This window comes from Ectopseudomonas oleovorans (assembly GCF_003052605.1).
Taxonomy (GTDB): domain Bacteria; phylum Pseudomonadota; class Gammaproteobacteria; order Pseudomonadales; family Pseudomonadaceae; genus Aquipseudomonas; species Aquipseudomonas oleovorans_A.
In genome coordinates this window covers 1-21,134 of record NZ_QASO01000097.1, presented here as the reverse complement: position 1 = coordinate 21,134, position 21,134 = coordinate 1, and the positions used below count along the sequence as shown (strand labels likewise).

Sequence of the window (21,134 nt, the reverse complement as noted above, 5' to 3'; positions counted from 1 at the left end):
GGGTATGCGGATTTAATGGTTGATGGGGCACCTTCCCCTCACCAACCTGATGCTACCCTCAGATGGTTGATAGATCGACCCCGTAGTTGAGCTCCTCTGCGAGGTCTGGCAGTCCGTAACCGATGGTTTTCTTGTAGAACGGAGAGACCTTCGCAGTCGGGGCCTTCTTCTTGTGCTTCGTGGTGTAGAGCATTCGCGCCCGCATCACCTCAAAGGAATAACCTCGTCCTTCACGGTTCTTGTCCTTGGCCAGTCGGTTGATGGACTCCGTGAAAGCGTTGGTGACAGGTATGTCCGTCTCGAAGTAGGTCATGATCTCTTCGCGCCAGTTGCCCACCGCCCTAAACAGATCGCTCCAGACTTCTTTCTGGCCCTTCGGGATGGTGGATATCCACTCGTCCAGGGCGGCTTCTGCCTGGGGTCGTGTGGTGGCGTCCCAGATGCTGTAGAAGCGCTCCTTGTGCTCGTAGGCAGCCAGCAGTTGCGGGAATGCGCCTGTCCAGGTTTCCATGATCAGCCGCTCCCGGTCTGAGACTTCGTGAGCGCGCTTCAGCAGGATTTTCCGGTCTCCCTTGAGGGTTCGGATCTGGGCTGGTTTCAGCTCTTTCCGGAGCCCCTTGCGCACCTTCTCCAGAGCATCGTTGGCCATGCGCACCACATGGAATTTATCGACCACGATGCGGGCCTGTGGCAGCACCGCCCTGACCGCCGTTCGATATGGATTCCACATGTCCATGCTGACGATATCGATCTTCTGCCGGTCTTTCAGCTTCATCAGGTAGTTAGTCACGACGTCCTGACGGCGAGTGGCCAGCAGATCGAGCAGGGTCTTCTCCTCAATGTTGGTCAGGATGCAGCGGTAGCGCTTGTTCAGGTACAGCTCGTCGATGCCCAGAATGCGAGGCGTTTCGAAGCGGTGCCAGCGGCCTAAGAACGCGGCGCGGGCGTTGAAGATGTCCCGTACCGTCTTCTCGTCCAATCCGGTTTGCTGCGCCACGAAAGTGTAGGGGTGGTTAAAGGACTCCTTCTCTACGTATTCATGTAGCCGCAGTGTCATGCGGAAGCCGTCCACCACCTCCGGTAGCTGGGGCCTGAAGGTAGCCTCGCAGGCCCGACAGATGTACCGGCGGCGGAGCACCCAGAGGGTGACCCGCTTGCCGTGGATGGGCAGATCATGATAGGGAACATCACGCTTGCCGAAACGCACGAACTCACCCTGCACCCCGCATTCCTCGCAAGCAATGGGATCGGGCGCGTCTACCTGGAAGTGCATTTCATCGTCGGTGGCTTTGCAGCCCAGCACCTGGTATGAGGGCAGGTGCAGGATGTTGTCGGGCATTTCGGTCATACGTTATTCTCTTAAGACGACTAGCAACTGGCTAAAGCGTTCTTAAGAACCTAGGCAACACGCGAAGGTTGGCGACTAAGAAGAAGCAGGATGCCGAAAGCAATCATTCCTCCACCTGAGGCGCGTTGAAACCAGTGCAGCTTGTTTGCTGCGAAAGCTGCTGCAAAACGCCCTGCTGACGCATATATCGCTATTGCAACGGCCTCTAGCGCGATAAAAACCGTCCCAAGAGTTGCATAGCTCAGCCAGTAATTCGTTATATCCACGAATTGCGGGAAGAATGCCGCGAAAATGAGGATTGCTTTGGGGTTACTGATGGCGATCAGCGCCTCACTACGGAATGCCTTACGAAGCGAAGGTTTCATTGCATCTGCGTTTAGGTTAGTCGAGCCAGATGTTGTTCTGAGGAGCTTGATGCCCATCCAGACCAGATAGGCGGCACCAACGATCTTGATCACGTTGAAGACCAACGCCGAAGCAGACAAAAGCATCCCTAAACCAAGCGCGCTAGCAGCAATCATGGGCACGAAGACGGCAAGCCGTGCTGTGCTTGCCATAAAGGAAAACCCTACGCCCTTTTGCGCACCGTGTGTCATCGCAACGAGGTTATTGGGGCCGAACGCCAGGTTCAGTGCGAAACATGCCGGGAGGAAAACAAGTAGATCGATCATTAGCTTTGTTGTGACCTCAAGGGAGTAGGTTGGATATGCATGGTCAGTGCACCTCGTTCAAGTAGGGCGTGACATTACGCAACATCCGCTCAATGTAGTCTTCCATCTTGCCGACCGGCGCGACATGGTGCAATGCACCCCGAGCCGCCTCAATACCTTCTAGCCGGGCGATGACCCAACTGGGGAGGTACTGAGCCCGTAGGCTACCACTCTTCGTGGCAATATTGCTTTTGGCGAAGAAAGGCTGGCTGAGCACAACGACACCCGCTTCTTGTACCGGGGCTATTGTCAAGACAGATATGCCTAGTTTTCAAGTGTTCCCTACATATGGCTATAGGGAAGGGGATCTGGAAAGACCGGCACGGTTAGCTATCAACCATTTAGTCCGTTGTGGATTTAGTTTTCCCTTCCGCTTTCTACTTCACATATCAACCATTAAATCCGCATACCCCCGGATTATTGGCCCGCGAAGAGGTGATGATCGACCCGGTGGCGCGCGATCATCTCTGGTCAGCGCTCACCTCGCTTGCCTCGGCCCCGATCGAAGAACGCACGCTGACAGGTCTGTCGGTCCTCCTGCAATCGAACGATCTCAAGCGCGCACTGACCCCTTTCTGCCTCGGCGGACCGTTTGGCCGTCTGCTTGATGCGGAAGACGAAGCACTCGGCAGTGCCGATTTCCAGGCCTTCGAGACCGAGGGGCTGATCGGCTCCGCCGCTGCGCCTGCCGTCCTCGCCTATCTCTTTCACCGCATCGAAGCGCGGCTCGACGGACGCCCGAGCCTCATTATCGTCGATGAAGGCTGGCTTGCCTTGGACGACGCGACCTTCGGATCGCAACTGCGCGAATGGTTGAAGACGCTGCGCAAGAAGAACGCCTCCGTCGTCTTCGCCACCCAATCGCTCGCCGACATCGACGGCTCGGACATCGCGCCCGCCATCGTCGAAAGCTGCCCGACACGCATCTTCCTGCCGAACGAGCGCGCCTTCGAGCCGCAGATCGCCGCGACCTATCGCAATTTCGGGCTCAACGACCGACAGATCGAGATCGTCGCCCGCGCGACGCCCAAACGCGACTATTACTGCCAGTCGCGCCGCGGCAACCGGCTCTTCGCTCTCGGCCTCGGCGAAGTCGCGCTCGCCTTTACCGCGGCCTCTTCCAAAGCCGACCACGCCGCGATCGACGCGATCCTCGACAAACACGGGCGTGACGGTTTTGCCGCCGCCTGGCTCGCCCGGTGCGATCTCGGATGGGCGACCGAACTGCTCGGTCCTTCCGACGCCGTGATCGAAGCCACCCCATCCGCAACCCCAGAAGCCAACGACGACAAGGAGAAGACTGATGTTCACGACCAAGACACGTAAACTGGCAGGGCGCGCCGCCGCAGCCCTGTTGCTGTCGAGCGCGATCGCAATGACCCCGGCGACCGCGCCGCCCGCCCACGCATTCTTCGGCGGCGGGTTCGGCGGGATCGTCTACGATCCGACCAACCATGCCGAGAACCTGCTGACCGCCGCCCGGACGCTGGAGCAGATCAACAACCAGATCGCCCAGCTCCAGAACGAAGCGCAGATGCTGGTCAACCAGGCGCGCAATCTCGCGAGCCTGCCATATTCGTCGCTGTCGCGACTGCAGTCTTCGGTGCAGCAAACCCAGCAGCTCTTGGACGAAGCACAGCGCATCGCCCATGATGTGGCGACGATCGACGAAGCCTTCACCCAGGATTACGGCGCGGCAGCCGCGCGCGGCGATTTCGACGACATGATCGCGGGCGCACAGGATCGCTGGCGCACTTCGGTCGCCGGTTTCGAAGACGCCCTCAAGGTGCAGGCAGGCGTCGTGGGCAACATCGAAACCGCCCGCACCGAAATGCAGGCGCTCGTCGGCCGCAGCCAGGCCGCGACCGGTGCCTTGCAGGCGACCCAAGCCGGTAATCAACTCCTCGCATTGCAAAGCCAGCAGATTTCTGACTTGACGGCGGCCATCGCCGCGCAGAACCGGGCGCAATCGCTCGAAGCCGCGCGTGTCGCAACTGCCGAAGCGCAGGCCCGCGAGAACCTCACGCGCTTCCTCGATTACGGCTCCGGCTACGAGCCGACCACCGTGCGGATGTTCCGGTAAGCCGCGATGAAGCTGACCGCTGAGACCACGCTGAAAGCCATCGCCATCGCCTTGGGCGCCATTGCCGCGCTCATGGCGGCGATGGAACTTCAGCGCGCGTTGGAAGTGGAACGGATGGAGCGCCCCGCCGTGGTCTCGGACGATCCGTTGCGTGAGACCTTGCAACACTGCCGCTCGCTGACCCCGGAAGCCCTTGAAGCCGACACAGAGTGCCAGGCCGCCTGGGAGGAGAACCGCCGCCGCTTCTTCGGCACGTCCACCGACAATTCGGACCCGGAGTAGGTCATGGACGGAGTCGGCGTCATCGATCGGTTCCTGGAGGTCTTTACGACCTATATCGACAGCGGGTTCGGCCTGCTCGGCGGCGATGTCGCCTTCCTCGCGACCACACTCATCGTTATCGACGTCACGCTCGCCGCGCTCTTCTGGGCCTGGGGGGCGGATGACGACATCATCGGTCGCCTCGTCAAGAAGACGCTCTTCGTCGGCGTCTTCGCCTATATCATCGGCAACTGGAATGCGCTCGCGCGCATCGTCTTCGAGAGCTTCGCAGGTCTCGGCCTCATCGCCACCGGCGGCGCGATCGGTGCGGGCGAGCTCCTGCAGCCGGGCCGGATCGCCGCTGTCGGGCTTGAAGCAGGGCAACCAATCTTGGAGTCCATCGCTGACCTGATGGGCTTCGTCTCCTTCTTCGAGAACTTTATCCAGATCTCGATCCTGCTCTTCGCCTGGATCGTGGTCCTGCTCTCCTTTTTCATCCTCGCGATCCAGCTCTTCGTGACGCTGATCGAGTTCAAGCTGGCGACGCTCGCGGGCTTCATCCTCGTGCCCTTCGGCCTCTTCAACAAGACCGCCTTCATGGCCGAACGCGTGCTAGGGCTCGTCATATCGTCCGGTGTCAAGGTGCTCGTGCTTGCCGTCATCGTCGGCATCGGCTCGACCATCTTCGGCGAGTTCACTGCCGGTTTCACCGGCGAACCGACCATCGAGGATGCGATGGCCGTCGTGCTCGCGGCGCTCTCGCTGCTCGCGCTCGGCATCTTCGGCCCCGGCATCGCCAACGGCATCGTTTCTGGCGGACCGCAGCTCGGTGCCGGCGCGGCGGTCGGTGCCGGCCTCGCAGCAGGCGGCGTGGTCGCAGGTGGTCTCGCGGGCGCGAAGATGGCCGGGGCCGCCGGTGGAGCCGCCCTGCGCGGTGGATCTGCCGTTGCAGGCGGTGCTTCGACTGCCTTCGGGATCGGCGCAGCCTCGGGCACGTCCACGGCCGGGAAAGCCGCGAGCGCCATGGCCGCAGTCGGCCAGGCCGGAGTCAACACAGCTGTCAGCCCGCTCAAGCGCGCTGTCGGCGACAGCTACCGCTCCGGCTCACGCGCTGCCTTCGAAGCCACCGGCGGCAAGTTCAGCAATTCCCCGTCATCCATGCCGACCCCCGCCAATGACGGTCCGCCCGCCTGGGCGCGCCGCATGAAACGTCAGCAGAGCCTGCAACACGGCACCGCCGTTGCCGCCCACGCCATCCGCTCCGGCGATGGCGGCGGCGCGGGCACTGCCATCAGCCTTTCGGAGAGATCATGAAATTCAAGAGAACCAGCGTGCGATACGCCAAGACCCCCGAACCCGTGACCCCTTACCGGAAGGCCGCCCAGGTCTGGGACGAGCGGATGGGTTCGGCCCGCGTCCAAGCCCGCAATTGGCGGCTCATGGCCATCGGGTGTCTCGCCACGACAGCGACCTTTGGCCTCGCGCTGGTTTGGCAATCCACCCAAGGCACAATCGTCCCTTATGTGGTCGAGGTCGATAGACTTGGGGCAGCCCAAGCCGTGGTACCGGCAACCGCCAACTACCGCCCAACCGATCCGCAGATCGCTTTCCACCTCGCACGCTTCATTGAGAACGTCCGCGAGGTTCCCGCCGATCCGATCGTGCTCCGCGAGAACTGGCTCCGCGCTTACGATTTCACCACCGATCGCGGGTCCGTCGCGCTCAACGACTTCGCCCGGGAAAACGATCCCTTCGCCCGCGTCGGCGAGGTCCAAGTCACCGCCGAAATCTCCAGTGTCATCCGGGCTTCTGACAACAGCTTCCGCGTGGCCTGGACCGAACGCCGCTACGTGAACGGGCAGCTCGCCGTCACCGAACGCTGGACCGGCATACTCAGCGTCGTCGTCCAACCACCCCGCGACGCCGACCGCCTCCGCAAAAACCCTCTCGGCGTCTTCGTCCACGCCATCAACTGGTCAAGGGAGAACGCCCAATGAATGATTGCATCATACGCAAAACCTGCATGCCCGCCAGACTTTCCATCACTACACTTCTCGCCGGTTCGATGCTGGCCGGGTGCGCCACCTTCAAACCGCCTGAGATCAGCTACGATGATCCGGTCGCCGCAACGCTGGTTGCTGAACCGGCGCGCCCAGTCCGGATCGTCGAGACACCCGAGCCTTTACCGCTGCCCGGCCAGCTCATGCGGGTCGATGCCGACGACCGTCCGGCAGAAGCTGCGGAACCGACCGAGCGCGTGACCAACGCCAATGCCGCCGCCCGGATCGAACCGGTGCGCGACGGCTTCATCAACGCCGTCCAGCTCTATCCCTACAGCTCCGGGGCGCTCTATCAGGTCTACACCTCACCCGGCCAGGTCACGGACATCGCGCTACAGACGGGTGAGAGTCTCGTCGGCGCCGGCCCGATCGCCGTGGGCGACACAGCACGCTGGATCATCGGCGATACCGAAAGTGGCTCCGGCGACAGCCGCCGCATCCATGTGCTCGTGAAACCGACCCGGCCCGATCTCGTGACCAATCTCGTCATCAACACCGACCGGCGCACCTATCACCTCGAACTGCGCGCGACGCCGCAGGCCTATATGGCCTCCGTATCCTGGCAATACCCCGAAGACGACCTGATCGCGCTTCGGCGCCAGAACGATCGTGCAGAGGCGAGCCTTCCCATCGGGCGCAATGTCGATCTCGACGATCTCAACTTCCGCTACCGGATCACCGGCGACCGCGCGCCCTGGCGGCCGCGCCGCGCCTTCGATGACGGGCGGCAGGTCTTCATCGAGTTCCCGCGCGGGATTGGCCAGGGCGAGATGCCGCCGCTCTTCGTGATCGGACCTGAAGGGGACGGTCAGCTCGTCAATTACCGTATCCGGCGCAACTACATGATCGTCGATCGGCTCTTCGCCGCCGCCGAACTGCGGCTTGGGGATCGCCAGCGGGTGGTGCGGATCGTGCGGACGGACGGGGTCCAGCGAAGCACCCAACGCGAAGAGCGCGTGGTGTCCGCCTGGCGTCCCGATGAGGACCGCTGACCCATGACCGGAACTGAAGATCAGCAACAAGACGACCGCGCCGAAGAGCCGCCACGCACCGAACAGGACATCGCGAAGGAACTCCGCCTACGGCCCGATCCGCCGCGTGTCATGCGGCTCTCGCGCAAGGCGATCACGGTTCTGGTCGTCGCCGGTGGGCTCGGCATCGGCGCGATCCTGATCGGAGCCTTGCAAGGCTCCGATCCAGGCGATGGACCTTCCGAACTGTTCTCGACCGAACGAGTCCAGGAGGCCGAGGGCCTTTTGGGGCTGCCGCGCGACTACGCGTCGATCCCACGGCTTGGCCCACCGCTACCGGGTGAGCTCGGGCGTCCGGTTCTGTCTGCGCAGCGGCGCGGTGAGCCCGTGCCCGTCGTTCCTGCGACCGGTCCTGCCGTCGATCCGGAAGAACAACTGCGCTTGCAAGAGGCCGAAGCCGCGCGGCTCGCGACGCTCTTTGCCGACGCGAGATCGAGCGGCACCGGGGCTGAAAGGCCACAGGCAGCCCCCGTTGCGGCCGCGGCCACCGGGCTACAAGGTCTCTTCCCGGCTTCTGCCGATCAGGCACGGAGGCCGGACACGACGGAGCGACAGGAAGCCTTCCTAGATCGTGAGGTCGATAGACGAACCACCGCCGCAAATCGGCTACAATCCCCGCCGAGCCCCTACGTCCTGCAAGCGGGATCGGTCATCGAGGCAGCGCTGCTGACAGGCCTGCGCTCCGACCTTCCGGGGCAGATCACCGCGCAGGTCACAGCGAACGTCTATGACAGTCCCACCGGGCAATTCCTGCTGATCCCACAAGGCGCGCGCCTGCTGGGCGAATATGACAGCCGCGTGGAAACCGGTCAGCGTCGTCTGCTGCTCGCCTGGACCCGATTGATCCTACCCGACGGTCGCTCCATCGTCCTCGAACGCCAGCCCGGCACGGATCAGGCCGGATACGCCGGGCTCGAAGACGGTGTCGACAATCACTGGGGCCAACTATTCCGCGCGGCGGGTCTGGCGACCATCCTCAATATTGGGCTTGAGACCGGCGAAGATGGCGGCGACGAGATCGCCAAGGCAATCAGAGACGGCACGCAGGACACGATCGGACGCGCCGGCGAGGCCATCGTCCAGCGCCAGCTTCAGATTCCGCCGACACTTACGATCCGGCCAGGATTTCCGGTACGCGTGATGGTGACGCGCGATCTAATCCTCGAACCGCAAGGAGATGCCCGATGAGCAAGTTGAAGCTAGGCGACATTCGCGACGACAAGCCCGTCAAGCTGACGATCGAGCTACCAGCGCAGGTGCATCGGGATCTGACAGCTTATGCGGAGATTCTTGCGGCTGAGAACGGGCGCAAACTCGAACCGGCCAAGCTCATCGCGCCCATGCTGGAGCGTTTCATGAAGACCGATCGCGGGTTCGCTAAGCTCAAGAAAGAGAACCGTTCGTCTTTGCTTCGATCTTCGCCAGACTGATGAATCGTCGAAGTGCCGGGTTATCGTTTTCTGGAAGCCATGTCAGAGAAAAAGGAGTTGGCTCACCATCACCCCCAATGGGAACATAGGTGACATTAGGGTAGGTAATCCCTCTACAGTGCTCGTAGACAAATGTGATGCCCAACCCCAGACCGACCAAACCCATGATCTCTTCGCGACTCAGCCGATTTCGGTGAACGAGTTCTGATTTTGCGAAAGCCGCAACGTGCCCTAGCCTGTGTGTATCGAAAGCCGTAAATGGCTCCGTCACCCAAAGAACATCAGAAGCCTCATTCAACTCTTCCCAGAGTATTTGATGACGTTCAGACCATTCGTGGTCCGTCGAGACCGCAAGAAGCATCCGCTCGCGCGAAAGTAAAACACTGTCTTCGACACTTGGCTTTGGCGCACGTGAAGTGATGATTGCGTCCACGAGGCGTTGGTTCAATAGAGTGGAGAGTTCGTTGCTGGACGCTCCAATCACCTGAATGGCGACATCGCAATGGGCTTCGATAAAAGCCGAAAACAGGTTTCGCACGGGTCCGCCGGAAAGGCAGGCTGTAATGCCAACGTCCAGTTTTCCAGTCATAGCAGTCCCAGCCATAGAGGCGGATTCTAGAGCGTCCTGAACCCCGGCAACAAGCATCCGGGATTGTGACATAAAACGCCATCCAAAAGGCGTCAGGCGCACTCCTGTCGTACGCCTTTCAAAGAGCGACAACCCAAGCATTTCCTCCAATTTCTGAATGCGTCTGCTCAAAGACGGTTGGCCAACGCCAATAGCCTCTGCCGCTTTACGAATGCTACCTGCCTCGCAGACAGACAGAAAACACTGCAAGTCAGATATACAAAGAGGTATGCCAGAACTCGGTTCCCCTGCACCTAATTTAAGGCGTCGAGACACGATGCAATCCCGCAACAAATACTAACTCCACCCCGTTGCTGCACGACTGGGGAGGGCGACAGGACGCGACGACTCTAGCTAGGAGATGCGCCACGTCACCGGAGCGAGTGGCGCGCGCTCTGAGTTTCGCTGCCACGATCAAACGACCCCGAGGATGACCATGGCCAGAACCACTTGGACTATCCACCCAAGGACGAAGGTCAATGTCCGAGCGACCGGAATACCCAGCGTGTAGACGACAAAGTGCGCCAGACGGGCGAAGAAGTAGAGCATGCTGAGTGTGATCGTGAGGCTAGAGGACAAATTCAGGGCGACGACTCCCAACACCAGAGCCGCGAAGATCGGAAAGTTTTCCATCGCGTTTTGATGGGCCGCCGTCGCGCGCTGCGCCCAGTCCGACAAGGGCTTATGCTCAGGGTTCGGATTTCCCAGCGATGCTGGTATCCCGATTACGGCAAAGCGGTTCAAGACATAGACCATCCAAAACAGGGCAGTCATGAGGCCAGTTGCAGCCATCCAGTGGATTTCAGTCATTATTGTTTCCTTTCGATGACGAGATCAGCCTGAAATGCGGGTCGCTCTAGCAACCCGATTTCAGGGCGGCGCGTTTTCCGGCCGATCAGGTGAGATGCCCCAAGTGGCCCCGTTTGGCCCAGATGCGACAGCCTGACGGGGATTGGATGGGCAATTCTGCCCCAGCCGGGAACCGCAGCCATGTGCCCGCGCCGCATAGGGTGTCGCCGTAAAGCAGCTCCCCTTCGATGACGAAAATCTCTTCGCCGGAAAAATCGCCGCGGTCAGCCCAATTGGTTCCTGGCGCAAGCCTCTCTGAAACGACCGTCTCGGACACATCCTGATGGAGCTGCGCGCGGGTCAGACCGTCCGTTCCGGTTGGCTCATATGCGAGGTCGTCAATATGCTTGTGGACGGTCTGGCGATCATCTTCTTGGAACTGGCGCAGCTTCACAAAAATCGTGCATCCATCCTTCGTGAAGGGCGCGTGCTTGCTGCCCGGAGGGTTGCGCACGTAACACCCGGTGCGGAAATCCCCGTCACCATCAGAAAACACTCCTTCAAGCACCAGATATTCTTCGCCCATGTCATGGGTGTGTTCCGGAAACGCACTTCCCGGCGCATAGCGGACCACCGAGCTTGCCCGGGCAACTTCGGCCCCGTCGCGTTCCAGAAAGCGGCGGTCAACCCCGGCTGTCGGAGAAGGCGACCACTCTTGTTCAGCAGAATGAACGATGGCCGGTTGAGAAAGATCAGTGTTTACACTCTCTGGTACACTGTACGTCATGATGAAGTCCTCAGAATTTCTCAGTCGCAGGGCGCATGTCGAATTCATGTGTCCAGGCTTTGGGGGATTGATTGATCAGCTGCAGATAGGCCGTCGCGATCGCGTCAGCGTCGAGACAATCTTCTTCCTTGATGTTGAAGCGTTCCTGGGCTTGGGGTCCCCAGATGATGCCATCGAGCACGGAATGCACGACGTGGATCCCTTGCGGGCCAAATTCGCGGGCAAGGGACTGTGCCAGGCCACGCAGCGCGAACTTCGCTGATGCGAAGGCTGCAAAGCGCGGATTGCCTTTGAGAGCCGCTGTTGCGCCGGTGAAGATCACTGTGCCGCTACCTGCAGAAACCATGCCGGGCAGCACGGCCCGCGCCGTGATCATTGCACCGAAGCAGGTCGACACCCAAGACGCCTGGAACTCCTCTGGTGTCAGTTCCAGAAAGGGTTTCGGGATGAGCTGCATCGCGTTGTAGATCAGCACCGTTGCAGGGCCATCCTGCCCGTCAATCAGCTCAATCGCCTTTTCGACACGCGCCTGATCGCTCAAGTCGTAAGGCAGGTGGGTGTAAGACGCGCCGAGGTCTTCTCCCTCAAGGCTGCTTTTCCGGGATAGGCCGTACACGTTGTAGCCATCCGCGATCAGCGTCTTTGCAATCGCTGCTCCAAAGCCCGGCGCCATACCGGCAATGATCGCAGATTTCTTTTGTTGTGAATCGTTCATGTTATTTCTCCTTGATCAGTTTCAGGCCTTGGCGGTCGGACGTTCAGAGACGCGCGCGTGCCACGCCGCGAGATGCGTGCAGTCAGCCGGGATCGAAATGCCAAACAGACCCGCAAAATCGACACCGCAGAGCGCCGTAATGTCGGCAAAGCTGAACGTGTCGCCAGCGACGAAGTCCCGTCCCTCCAGCTCTTGGTCTAACCAGCGCATGGTCTCTTCAACGCGCGGTTTGTTCGCCTCGCCCCATTCTTTATTGCGATAGCGATCCGCCTCGCCCAAACCGTCAGTGGCGTGATGGAAAAAGGTCGTGGCCGCCCCGACCAGGCCTTCTTCGACCCGCCGTTGCCACATCGCGACCAAAGCCTGGTCCTTCGGTGTTTTGCCAAGCAAAGACGGCTCAGGCTGCGTAGCCTCGAAGTAACGGGCAATCGCAACAGCCTCAGAGATGACCGCGCCGTCGTCGAGCTCGAGGCAGGGTACGGCTTTGAGCGGATTGAGCTTGGTGAAGCCCTCACTGTACTGCTCGCCCTTGAAGACATCGACCTGAGCGCAGTCGATATCGATCCCCTTCTCAGCAAGGAAAATTCTGATGCGACGTGGGTTCACTGCACCAGTGCAGTCATAGAGTTTCATGGCAGACCTCAAATTTAGACTAGGGTTGCATGGACTGTAGCGGTCAGGCTATTGATAGAGAAATTGCATCTCAGAATATGACCAATAGTTGGTGGCTATAAATGAACCTCAACCAGCTCCGATATGCCTCAGCGACTGCGGCCGAAGCTTCGTTCACCAAGGCGGCTGAACGATGCCATGTCACCCAGCCAACCCTTTCCAATGGGATTGCGCAGTTAGAAGAAGAACTCGGCGGAGCCCTGTTCGATCGCACAACCCGCAAAGTGAACCTGACCGCCTTTGGCAAAGACGTCTTACCGCTGATCGATGCAGTGCTTCAGTCGCAAGGAGAGTTGCAGGCCCGGGCAAAAGCCTTCTTCGATCCACAACATCAATTGCTTCGTATTGGATTGTCACCGCTGATCGACATGCGCCTCCTGACACAGGTAATTGCTCCATATCGAACAGAATTTCCCGATGTCGATGTCTTCTTTAAGGAGTGCTTTCTGGATGATCTGGATGCCCGTCTGGAAAAGGGGCAGATTGATGTGATGCTCTGCCCGTTTCTGCCGCATGAGCCCACGGCGCGCAGCACTTTCAGCACCGAGATTTACACAGAAGAGCTGCGATATCTTCCAGCCCGGTCGTCTGCCATGACCCAGGTTGATGAGGGTGCCGTCCTACTTTCACAGATCGCAGATGACACGTTCATTCTATCCTATGACGGATGCGGTCTGGCCAATGCAACGCGATCCCTTTTCTCCAGCGCGGATCTTCAGTTGAAGGAGTATTCCGGGCACACGATGAGCTATCACGTCATGCAGGAATGGGCCGATTTGGGCATCGGGTCCACCATTCTGCCGGGCTCCCGCATTTCGAGGGAGTTTCGGGATAAGACTTGTCGGGTCATGCTGGCGCCACAGCATCCAGCCTTGATCCGCATTGACGCACTTTGGAACCGTGCAGCGACCTATCCCAAACACATCAGCGCGTTCCATCAGCACCTGATCGAACGCGCGCCAAGCCTCGTGCGCGGTGCAGCCGCTGCTTGACGTTCAACCAGCCTTGGGGCGCGGTCATCTACCCCAAGGAACGGGTGATGCGAAACGCGCGACCAGTGCATCAATCGCGACCCGGATTTTGGGTGCATGGTCACGTCGTCGCGGCCACAATAGGTTGATGCTCCGGTCTACCATGTCCGAAAAAGACAACACTGGAACAAGAGCGCCTGATCGCAAGTGTTCACCGGCAAGCCAAGTAGATAGCCGCGCAATGCCATGCCCTGCCAAGGCGGCATCCAGAAGAGCCTCACCGTGATTGACTGTCAAACATCCAGCGTATGACTGCTCGACCATGTCACCGTCCTCAGTAACGAGATGCCAAGGGAGAAGGCGCCCACCATGCTCAAAGAAGATACATCGGTGCGAAGCGAGATCCTCCAGCTTGTCGGGTGTCCCGTGACGCGCGATGTAGGCTGGCGCTGCACACAGGATCGACGTCTGCTCCGCCAGCATTCTGGTGAGAATAGTGGCGCTGTCATCTGACGCGCCGATCCGCACAGAAAGGTCGAAGCCTTCCTCAACCAGATCGACAAAACGATCCGTGAAAGACAAGTTGAGAACCAAACTCGGATATTGAGTCGTAAGCTCCAAAAGCGCTGGAGCAGCCCATAGTCGCCCGAAAGAAACGGGCAAGCTTACTCTCAAAACGCCCGTCACTTCCCTGCGCCGCAAACTCATCGACGTCTCTGCAGCTTCAATGTTTTCAAGAATCTCCTTGCTCTTCAGAAAAAAGACTTTGCCCTCATCCGTAAGCGTGATCGAACGCGTCGTGCGCAGCAAAAGCTGTACACCCAGGCGTTCTTCAAGCCGAGCCACGCTCTTTGCTGCCGCAGACTTTGAAAGGCCCAAGGCCTGTGATGCTGCAGTGAAACTGCCCATCTCTACCGTGTAGACGAACGCAGAAATGCCTTCGACGCTGATAGACGGGAGGAGACGCATAAATTCACGATCCTTTTTCGCAAATGATAGGATAAGAATTCCCAACTAACTATATGAAATATACAATAGGCTGTGCCCAGATGTCACGTGATCGACAACAGATCACCTGCAATCGTGAGGTGCAGATTTCATGAAACAGAAAACGATGAGGGCGTGGGCGCTCAGGGAATTCGGCCTAAGCAACCTCGAAATGGTTGAAACACACAGACCGATTCCATCTGCGACGGAAGTTCTGATACGTGTACGAACAGTCTCGCTGAATTATCGCGACAAATTGGTGGTCGATGGGGCACTTTTGCCGGAACGGCCTAACATGCCATTCATTCCTGTCTCGGACTTTTGTGGTGCGGTCGTTGACGTTGGGCACAACGTCTCAAGCGTCGAGCCTGGAGACCGGGTGATTGGTAACTTCTGGACCGAATGGATTGACGGTCAACCGCCGCGGTCGATGCTCACCCATGGTTTGTCTTTGGGCGGACCTCTGCCTGGTGGGCTTGCTGAATACATCGTCATTCCGGAAGCGGCAGCTGTCAAAGTACCAAGTGATTTGACGGATGCGGAGGCCTCCACGCTCCCTGTAGCAGCACTGACGGCATGGTTCGCTTTCGCCGAAACCGGCAATGTCCGAGAGGGTCAAACCGTTCTCGTCCAGGGCACAGGGGGCGTTGCACTTGCCGGATTGCAGATTGCGCAAGCGATCGGCGCACGCGTAATCGTTACTTCGCGAAGTGAGAACAAACTCACCCAGACGCTCAAGCTCGGTGCTTGGGCTGGTATAAATACGAGTACCCACCCAAACTGGCCCGAAGAAGTTATCGAACTGACCGACGGTGCCGGTGTCGATCACATTCTGGAATTGATCGGCGGCGATAACCTTGCCCGATCTTTGACAGCAGCTGCGCCACAGGGCCAGATATCGCTTGTCGGCTTCCTCGGCGGGATGGATGCGCAGATCAGTGCGATTCCGTTCATGCTGCGCAGAATAAGACTGCAAGGAGTCTCGGTCGGACATCGACGCGCGCTTGAGCGATTGATCAGCTTTGTTCAGCGCAATGACATCCATCCGGTAGTCGATAAGGAATACGCTTTTGAAGATGTGCAAGACGCATTCGCACATCTCAAACACGGCCCATTTGGAAAAATCACCGTCCGGGTCAGCGACTGGCGCGAAGCCAAATCGCAAACGCTCGACGAAGACGTGCTTCACAGTTAGTCAGCTCTCTCAGAACACTGACGCAGTGTTGCAATCAGTAAACCGTTGCAAACGCAGTACAGCGTTAAGTCCGCGGAGCCAGTGGTTTGTGCGGCTGACGGTCCCTTCCAAGGCAACCGCTGACTCTCTCCCGCGATTACCGCTCTCTTCTAAATTGATCGGCTCCGACCCCACCGACAAGTGAATTCTCCAGAAGGGTGCGGCGGCTCAGCGCAAACACATCAGCGTATTCCATCAACACATGATCGAACGCGCACCAGGCCTCATACGCTGAGCCGCCTCCGCTTTACGCTAGCCGGACGTCTCGGCCTCAATTGCGGCCTTCACGGCCGGTCGATCTCCGATCCGTTGCAGATAGGCCTGTAACTTAGGCCAGGCATCCAAGCTGATATCCTTAAAACCCGCCCACCGCGCCACAACGAACAAATAGGCGTCCGCAATCGTATATGTATCTCCCATGATGTGTGTGCGGCTATCTGAAAACCGCGCTTCGATATAGTCGAAACATTTGCCCACCTTGGCAGGAGCCGCCTGGATTTGTTCTTCGGAGGCTGTCGCTGAGAACAAAGGTGAAAAGGACTTGTGAAGCTCGGCACTAATGAAATTCAGAACGCCTTGCAGCTTGGCCCGTTCAATGCTTCCGGACGGAGGGACCAAATCGGCTTCTGGAACGCCGTCTGCAATGTACTGAATGATAGCCACACCTTCGGTAATGACATCGCCGGTATCCAACGCCAGCGCTGGAACATAGCCTTTTAAGCAGATACCGAGGTAATCGTCGCCGGATTGAGTTTTCTTGGTCTGAAGATCGACGAGATCGAGTTCAAATTTCGCGCCCACCTCGCGCAGGATGATGTGCGGGGACAATGAACACGCACCGGGGGAATAGTAGAGTTTCATTTTAGGCTCCATGATTTCAGAGGGGTTGAACTGAGCTGGGAACGGCCTCACGCGATGCCGACGATCAGGTCGGCCATCAGATCGGCGGTCTTCCTGTGCTTCAGAAGCGGTGCGGCCTGATTTGCATAGAGCGAGAGGAACTCATCACCCCCTGCAGCGATGCTTGCTGCGCGCAGCGGCGCCACGAACCATGCCTGGACTGGAAACGGCGGGAGCTGAGCTGCCACGGCCTGCATGTCTTTGATCAGACGGTTGGACATGCCCCTGGCAAGTCGCCCGGTATAGGCACGTGTCAGTTCTGAACTGGCAGAGCGATCCGAATACAGTGCCGCCCGATGTTGATCCACCGTGCCGGATTCCGCGCAGGCCAGGAACGCCGTGCCCAATTGCGCGGCCCCCGCACCGAGGGACAACGCCGCCTCGATGCCCCCGGCATCCACAATCCCACCCGCCGCAATGACCGGTTTTGAACACATCTCTGAGATAACACGGGTAAGCGGCATGGTGCCCATCAAGCTGTCCTCGGCCCGGTCCAGAAAGGACGGCCTGTGCCCGCCCGCTTCGAACCCTGTGGCGAGGATCACATCGACATTTGCAGCTTCGAGCGCTTGCGCCTCGGCTAATGTTGTTGCGGCCCCCACTGTTGTGATGCCCCGGGCCTTGCAATCTGCCAACACGCGGGCTGGCGGTATTCCAAAGACGAAGCTGAACACATCCGGTTGTGCTTCAAGGATTGCCTCCACCTGCTCCTCAAAGCTGGGGTGGAACCGCGGCGGTTGCTCTGGTTTGGGAAGGTTGAGCTCACGATAAAGCGGTTCAAATAGGCGCCAAGCCCGATCGTAGGCATCAGTGGAGTAATCCCGTGCCTCTGGATCGTGATCAGACACCCAAAGGTTCAGCGCGAAAGGGTTGCTGGTCTTCTCCCGGATTTCAGAAGCGACACCCAGAATGCCTTCGGCTTCCAGATAATGCACACCAAATGACCCCAAGCCGCCGAGGTTAGAAACGGTGGAAACCAGCTCCACGGTCGAAAGCCCGCCACCAAAAGGGCCTTGAATTATAGGATGTTTGATCTTCAGCAGATCCAGGGTTTGCGTGCTTTGCATGAGTTTGCCTCCATCCGAGTTACGCACCAGATGCAGACTAGATAGGTCCAACGTTACATCTTGTAATTAGCTTTCCTCAGGTTACTCTTATTTTGAAGTTTCCAGATGGTAACCACGGAAAGGACGTGCTTTGACAGTTTTGAAGCGACGAAAAAATAGGTCTCCGGCCCACGATCCCGACTGCCCTTTGAACGAGTGTATGAGGCTTATTGGAGGTGCGTGGACCCCCAACATCATCTGGTACCTCAGCGGAGGCGCGCGCCGATTTTCCGAGCTAAAAGAAGACATTACGCCGGTATCAGCCAAAGTTCTGAGCGCACGCCTGAAAGAGCTTGAATCAAAGGGGGTTGTCGACCGAACGGTCGTGGCGACCTCTCCACCCACGGTGGAATACAGCCTAACCGATCTAGGTCAGCAACTCGTTCCTGCAATCGATGCGATCGTTACGGTTGGGAAAATGCTGAAAGAACGAGCTTGATCAACGCCATGGAGTCGGTCTGGTATCGCGCATCAAGCCCGCATCACCGCAAAGGGTTCATAGGCCAGTCGAAACTTGGGGGCCTCTCAGGACGCGACGGGTATCACAGACCCAAGAAGACACAGAGGATGATCTATGACTCCATTAACCCGCCGTCAGAGCATCGCAATGGCCGCTGTTGGTTCGGCAATCTTGGCTAATCCGACGAAAGCATTTTCCCAGAGTAAGACCGTATCCGCACTCAACCAAATCCGCGCTTTGGATTACACCATTATCTATACCCGCGACATGACCGCGATGCGAAAATTCTACGAAGAAATCATGCAGCTTGAGTTTCGCCAGGCTGCAGGAGATGGATGGGTCGAGTTCAAGGTTGGCAGCAATATCCTTGTTCTGACGAGCGAACCAGCGGGTGGCCTCTTTCCCGAGACGGTGCCTGCACCTGGTGTTGGTTCCGTTCAGCTAGCGTTTCGGGTCGCGCCCAAGATGGTCGATGCCTGCGCGGAGGAATTGGGGTATGCGGATTTAATGGTTGATGGGGCACCTTCCCCTCACCAACCTGATGCTACCCTCAGATGGTTGATAGATCGACCCCGTAGTTGAGCTCCTCTGCGAGGTCTGGCAGTCCGTAACCGATGGTTTTCTTGTAGAACGGAGAGACCTTCGCAGTCGGGGCCTTCTTCTTGTGCTTCGTGGTGTAGAGCATTCGCGCCCGCATCACCTCAAAGGAATAACCTCGTCCTTCACGGTTCTTGTCCTTGGCCAGTCGGTTGATGGACTCCGTGAAAGCGTTGGTGACAGGTATGTCCGTCTCGAAGTAGGTCATGATCTCTTCGCGCCAGTTGCCCACCGCCCTAAACAGATCGCTCCAGACTTCTTTCTGGCCCTTCGGGATGGTGGATATCCACTCGTCCAGGGCGGCTTCTGCCTGGGGTCGTGTGGTGGCGTCCCAGATGCTGTAGAAGCGCTCCTTGTGCTCGTAGGCAGCCAGCAGTTGCGGGAATGCGCCTGTCCAGGTTTCCATGATCAGCCGCTCCCGGTCTGAGACTTCGTGAGCGCGCTTCAGCAGGATTTTCCGGTCTCCCTTGAGGGTTCGGATCTGGGCTGGTTTCAGCTCTTTCCGGAGCCCCTTGCGCACCTTCTCCAGAGCATCGTTGGCCATGCGCACCACATGGAATTTATCGACCACGATGCGGGCCTGTGGCAGCACCGCCCTGACCGCCGTTCGATATGGATTCCACATGTCCATGCTGACGATATCGATCTTCTGCCGGTCTTTCAGCTTCATCAGGTAGTTAGTCACGACGTCCTGACGGCGAGTGGCCAGCAGATCGAGCAGGGTCTTCTCCTCAATGTTGGTCAGGATGCAGCGGTAGCGCTTGTTCAGGTACAGCTCGTCGATGCCCAGAATGCGAGGCGTTTCGAAGCGGTGCCAGCGGCCTAAGAACGCGGCGCGGGCGTTGAAGATGTCCCGTACCGTCTTCTCGTCCAATCCGGTTTGCTGCGCCACGAAAGTGTAGGGGTGGTTAAAGGACTCCTTCTCTACGTATTCATGTAGCCGCAGTGTCATGCGGAAGCCGTCCACCACCTCCGGTAGCTGGGGCCTGAAGGTAGCCTCGCAGGCCCGACAGATGTACCGGCGGCGGAGCACCCAGAGGGTGACCCGCTTGCCGTGGATGGGCAGATCATGATAGGGAACATCACGCTTGCCGAAACGCACGAACTCACCCTGCACCCCGCATTCCTCGCAAGCAATGGGATCGGGCGCGTCTACCTGGAAGTGCATTTCATCGTCGGTGGCTTTGCAGCCCAGCACCTGGTATGAGGGCAGGTGCAGGATGTTGTCGGGCATTTCGGTCATACGTTATTCTCTTAAGACGACTAGCAACTGGCTAAAGCGTTCTTAAGAACCTAGGCAACACGCGAAGGTTGGCGACTAAGAAGAAGCAGGATGCCGAAAGCAATCATTCCTCCACCTGAGGCGCGTTGAAACCAGTGCAGCTTGTTTGCTGCGAAAGCTGCTGCAAAACGCCCTGCTGACGCATATATCGCTATTGCAACGGCCTCTAGCGCGATAAAAACCGTCCCAAGAGTTGCATAGCTCAGCCAGTAATTCGTTATATCCACGAATTGCGGGAAGAATGCCGCGAAAATGAGGATTGCTTTGGGGTTACTGATGGCGATCAGCGCCTCACTACGGAATGCCTTACGAAGCGAAGGTTTCATTGCATCTGCGTTTAGGTTAGTCGAGCCAGATGTTGTTCTGAGGAGCTTGATGCCCATCCAGACCAGATAGGCGGCACCAACGATCTTGATCACGTTGAAGACCAACGCCGAAGCAGACAAAAGCATCCCTAAACCAAGCGCGCTAGCAGCAATCATGGGCACGAAGACGGCAAGCCGTGCTGTGCTTGCCATAAAGGAAAACCCTACGCCCTTTTGCGCACCGTGTGTCATCGCAACGAGGTTATTGGGGCCGAACGCCAGGTTCAGTGCGAAACATGCCGGGAGGAAAACAAGTAGATCGATCATTAGCTTTGTTGTGACCTCAAGGGAGTAGGTTGGATATGCATGGTCAGTGCACCTCGTTCAAGTAGGGCGTGACATTACGCAACATCCGCTCAATGTAGTCTTCCATCTTGCCGACCGGCGCGACATGGTGCAATGCACCCCGAGCCGCCTCAATACCTTCTAGCCGGGCGATGACCCAACTGGGGAGGTACTGAGCCCGTAGGCTACCACTCTTCGTGGCAATATTGCTTTTGGCGAAGAAAGGCTGGCTGAGCACAACGACACCCGCTTCTTGTACCGGGGCTATTGTCAAGACAGATATGCCTAGTTTTCAAGTGTTCCCTACATATGGCTATAGGGAAGGGGATCTGGAAAGACCGGCACGGTTAGCTATCAACCATTTAGTCCGTTGTGGATTTAGTTTTCCCTTCCGCTTTCTACTTCACATATCAACCATTAAATCCGCATACCC

Annotated in this window: 25 protein-coding genes and 1 pseudogene; 12 read left to right on the top strand and 14 right to left on the bottom strand. The window is 58.4% G+C overall.

Annotated elements, in window-relative coordinates:
• Positions 1 to 58: 58 nt before the first annotated feature.
• From DBO86_RS15925 to DBO86_RS15915, 3 genes are read right to left on the bottom strand one after another with little or no spacing between them, the layout of a single operon-like run.
• Positions 59 to 1,348, bottom strand: a complete 1,290-nt coding sequence (locus DBO86_RS15925; protein WP_033939138.1) for an ISL3-like element ISPst9 family transposase — start codon at positions 1,346 to 1,348, stop codon at positions 59 to 61.
• 50 nt (positions 1,349 to 1,398) lie between these two features.
• Entirely contained in the window at positions 1,399 to 2,019 is a 621-nt protein-coding gene (locus DBO86_RS15920; protein ID WP_014819627.1) for a LysE family translocator, read from the bottom strand.
• Positions 2,020 to 2,062: 43 nt separating this feature from the next.
• On the bottom strand, positions 2,063 to 2,311 hold the full coding sequence (locus DBO86_RS15915) for a hypothetical protein (protein ID WP_099167931.1): 249 nt from the start codon (positions 2,309 to 2,311) through the stop codon (positions 2,063 to 2,065).
• 161 nt (positions 2,312 to 2,472) lie between these two features.
• Here DBO86_RS15915 and DBO86_RS15910 point away from each other — a divergent pair.
• The 8 genes and pseudogenes from DBO86_RS15910 to DBO86_RS15875 all read left to right on the top strand — a co-directional run.
• Positions 2,473 to 3,384 (top strand): annotated as a pseudogene (locus tag DBO86_RS15910) (TraG/VirB4 family ATPase); the annotation flags it as partial.
• Entirely contained in the window at positions 3,362 to 4,141 is a 780-nt protein-coding gene (trbJ, locus tag DBO86_RS15905) for a P-type conjugative transfer protein TrbJ (RefSeq protein WP_099170561.1), read from the top strand. The pseudogene DBO86_RS15910 and the gene trbJ, both read left to right, overlap by 23 nt.
• Before the next feature lie 6 nt (positions 4,142 to 4,147).
• A complete protein-coding gene (gene trbK-alt / locus DBO86_RS15900; RefSeq protein WP_025825443.1) occupies positions 4,148 to 4,423 on the top strand; it encodes a putative entry exclusion protein TrbK-alt in 276 nt (91 codons plus the stop codon).
• 3 nt (positions 4,424 to 4,426) lie between these two features.
• Positions 4,427 to 5,716, top strand: a complete 1,290-nt coding sequence (trbL, locus tag DBO86_RS15895) for a P-type conjugative transfer protein TrbL (RefSeq protein WP_099170562.1) — start codon at positions 4,427 to 4,429, stop codon at positions 5,714 to 5,716.
• Positions 5,713 to 6,399, top strand: coding sequence for a conjugal transfer protein TrbF (trbF, locus tag DBO86_RS15890; protein ID WP_025829577.1), 687 nt, complete (start codon positions 5,713 to 5,715; stop codon positions 6,397 to 6,399). The genes trbL and trbF overlap by 4 nt, the downstream gene beginning before the upstream one ends.
• Positions 6,396 to 7,454: a P-type conjugative transfer protein TrbG gene (gene trbG / locus DBO86_RS15885; protein WP_017516412.1), complete on the top strand. Its 1,059-nt coding sequence runs from the start codon at positions 6,396 to 6,398 to the stop codon at positions 7,452 to 7,454. The genes trbF and trbG overlap by 4 nt, the downstream gene beginning before the upstream one ends.
• Positions 7,455 to 7,457: 3 nt before the next feature.
• Complete coding sequence (locus DBO86_RS15880) at positions 7,458 to 8,681, top strand: TraB/TrbI/VirB10 family type IV secretion system protein (RefSeq protein ID WP_017516413.1); 1,224 nt, start codon at positions 7,458 to 7,460, stop codon at positions 8,679 to 8,681.
• On the top strand, positions 8,678 to 8,923 hold the full coding sequence (locus DBO86_RS15875) for a DUF2274 domain-containing protein (RefSeq protein WP_017516414.1): 246 nt from the start codon (positions 8,678 to 8,680) through the stop codon (positions 8,921 to 8,923). The genes DBO86_RS15880 and DBO86_RS15875 overlap by 4 nt, the downstream gene beginning before the upstream one ends.
• Here the strand turns inward: DBO86_RS15875 and DBO86_RS15870 are convergent.
• The 5 genes from DBO86_RS15870 to DBO86_RS15850 form a co-directional block, all read right to left on the bottom strand.
• The gene (locus DBO86_RS15870) at positions 8,877 to 9,827 is read right to left on the bottom strand and encodes a LysR family transcriptional regulator (RefSeq protein WP_161795745.1); all 951 of its coding nucleotides are present in this window, start codon (positions 9,825 to 9,827) and stop codon (positions 8,877 to 8,879) included. The two genes, DBO86_RS15875 and DBO86_RS15870, sit on opposite strands and share 47 nt — an antisense overlap.
• A 138-nt stretch (positions 9,828 to 9,965) precedes the next feature.
• Positions 9,966 to 10,361 (bottom strand): MAPEG family protein, encoded by a 396-nt coding sequence (locus DBO86_RS15865; RefSeq protein WP_017516415.1) that lies wholly within the window; start codon positions 10,359 to 10,361, stop codon positions 9,966 to 9,968.
• Between the two features lie 85 nt (positions 10,362 to 10,446).
• Positions 10,447 to 11,127, bottom strand: a complete 681-nt coding sequence (locus DBO86_RS15860) for a cupin domain-containing protein (protein WP_081596628.1) — start codon at positions 11,125 to 11,127, stop codon at positions 10,447 to 10,449.
• A gap of 10 nt (positions 11,128 to 11,137) precedes the next feature.
• Positions 11,138 to 11,842, bottom strand: a complete 705-nt coding sequence (locus DBO86_RS15855) for an SDR family NAD(P)-dependent oxidoreductase (protein WP_017516417.1) — start codon at positions 11,840 to 11,842, stop codon at positions 11,138 to 11,140.
• A 21-nt stretch (positions 11,843 to 11,863) separates the two neighbouring features.
• Positions 11,864 to 12,475, bottom strand: coding sequence for a glutathione S-transferase family protein (locus DBO86_RS15850; protein WP_017516418.1), 612 nt, complete (start codon positions 12,473 to 12,475; stop codon positions 11,864 to 11,866).
• A 101-nt stretch (positions 12,476 to 12,576) separates the two neighbouring features.
• Between DBO86_RS15850 and DBO86_RS15845 the strand changes: the two genes are divergently transcribed.
• Positions 12,577 to 13,506: a LysR family transcriptional regulator gene (locus DBO86_RS15845; RefSeq protein WP_017516419.1), complete on the top strand. Its 930-nt coding sequence runs from the start codon at positions 12,577 to 12,579 to the stop codon at positions 13,504 to 13,506.
• Between the two features lie 24 nt (positions 13,507 to 13,530).
• Here DBO86_RS15845 and DBO86_RS15840 read toward each other — a convergent pair whose 3' ends face one another.
• Positions 13,531 to 14,454, bottom strand: coding sequence for a LysR family transcriptional regulator (locus DBO86_RS15840; RefSeq protein WP_017516420.1), 924 nt, complete (start codon positions 14,452 to 14,454; stop codon positions 13,531 to 13,533).
• Between the two features lie 130 nt (positions 14,455 to 14,584).
• Here DBO86_RS15840 and DBO86_RS15835 point away from each other — a divergent pair, with 130 nt between their 5' ends.
• Positions 14,585 to 15,667, top strand: a complete 1,083-nt coding sequence (locus DBO86_RS15835) for a zinc-dependent alcohol dehydrogenase family protein (RefSeq protein ID WP_052261069.1) — start codon at positions 14,585 to 14,587, stop codon at positions 15,665 to 15,667.
• Between the two features lie 291 nt (positions 15,668 to 15,958).
• On the opposite strand, the gene gstA is transcribed toward DBO86_RS15835, so the two are convergent.
• Both gstA and DBO86_RS15825 read right to left on the bottom strand, forming a co-directional pair.
• Entirely contained in the window at positions 15,959 to 16,567 is a 609-nt protein-coding gene (gstA, locus tag DBO86_RS15830) for a glutathione transferase GstA (RefSeq protein WP_017516422.1), read from the bottom strand.
• A 47-nt stretch (positions 16,568 to 16,614) separates the two neighbouring features.
• On the bottom strand, positions 16,615 to 17,673 hold the full coding sequence (locus DBO86_RS15825) for an NAD(P)H-dependent flavin oxidoreductase (protein WP_025828123.1): 1,059 nt from the start codon (positions 17,671 to 17,673) through the stop codon (positions 16,615 to 16,617).
• Positions 17,674 to 17,872: 199 nt separating this feature from the next.
• Here DBO86_RS15825 and DBO86_RS15820 point away from each other — a divergent pair, with 199 nt between their 5' ends.
• Together DBO86_RS15820 and DBO86_RS26275 are read left to right on the top strand one after the other, a co-directional pair.
• Entirely contained in the window at positions 17,873 to 18,151 is a 279-nt protein-coding gene (locus tag DBO86_RS15820; protein ID WP_025828124.1) for a winged helix-turn-helix transcriptional regulator, read from the top strand.
• A gap of 135 nt (positions 18,152 to 18,286) precedes the next feature.
• Positions 18,287 to 18,754 carry a VOC family protein gene (locus DBO86_RS26275; RefSeq protein ID WP_052261070.1) on the top strand — a complete coding sequence of 156 codons (468 nt, stop codon included), beginning with the start codon at positions 18,287 to 18,289 and terminating at the stop codon, positions 18,752 to 18,754.
• Here the strand turns inward: DBO86_RS26275 and DBO86_RS15810 are convergent.
• Genes DBO86_RS15810 through DBO86_RS15800 form a run of 3 tightly spaced genes read right to left on the bottom strand, consistent with a single transcriptional unit; the run spans position 18,723 to position 20,975 of the window.
• Entirely contained in the window at positions 18,723 to 20,012 is a 1,290-nt protein-coding gene (locus DBO86_RS15810; protein ID WP_033939138.1) for an ISL3-like element ISPst9 family transposase, read from the bottom strand. The two genes, DBO86_RS26275 and DBO86_RS15810, sit on opposite strands and share 32 nt — an antisense overlap.
• Before the next feature lie 50 nt (positions 20,013 to 20,062).
• Positions 20,063 to 20,683: a LysE family translocator gene (locus DBO86_RS15805; protein WP_014819627.1), complete on the bottom strand. Its 621-nt coding sequence runs from the start codon at positions 20,681 to 20,683 to the stop codon at positions 20,063 to 20,065.
• Between the two features lie 43 nt (positions 20,684 to 20,726).
• Entirely contained in the window at positions 20,727 to 20,975 is a 249-nt protein-coding gene (locus tag DBO86_RS15800; RefSeq protein ID WP_099167931.1) for a hypothetical protein, read from the bottom strand.
• Between the last annotated feature and the right edge of the window lie 159 nt (positions 20,976 to 21,134).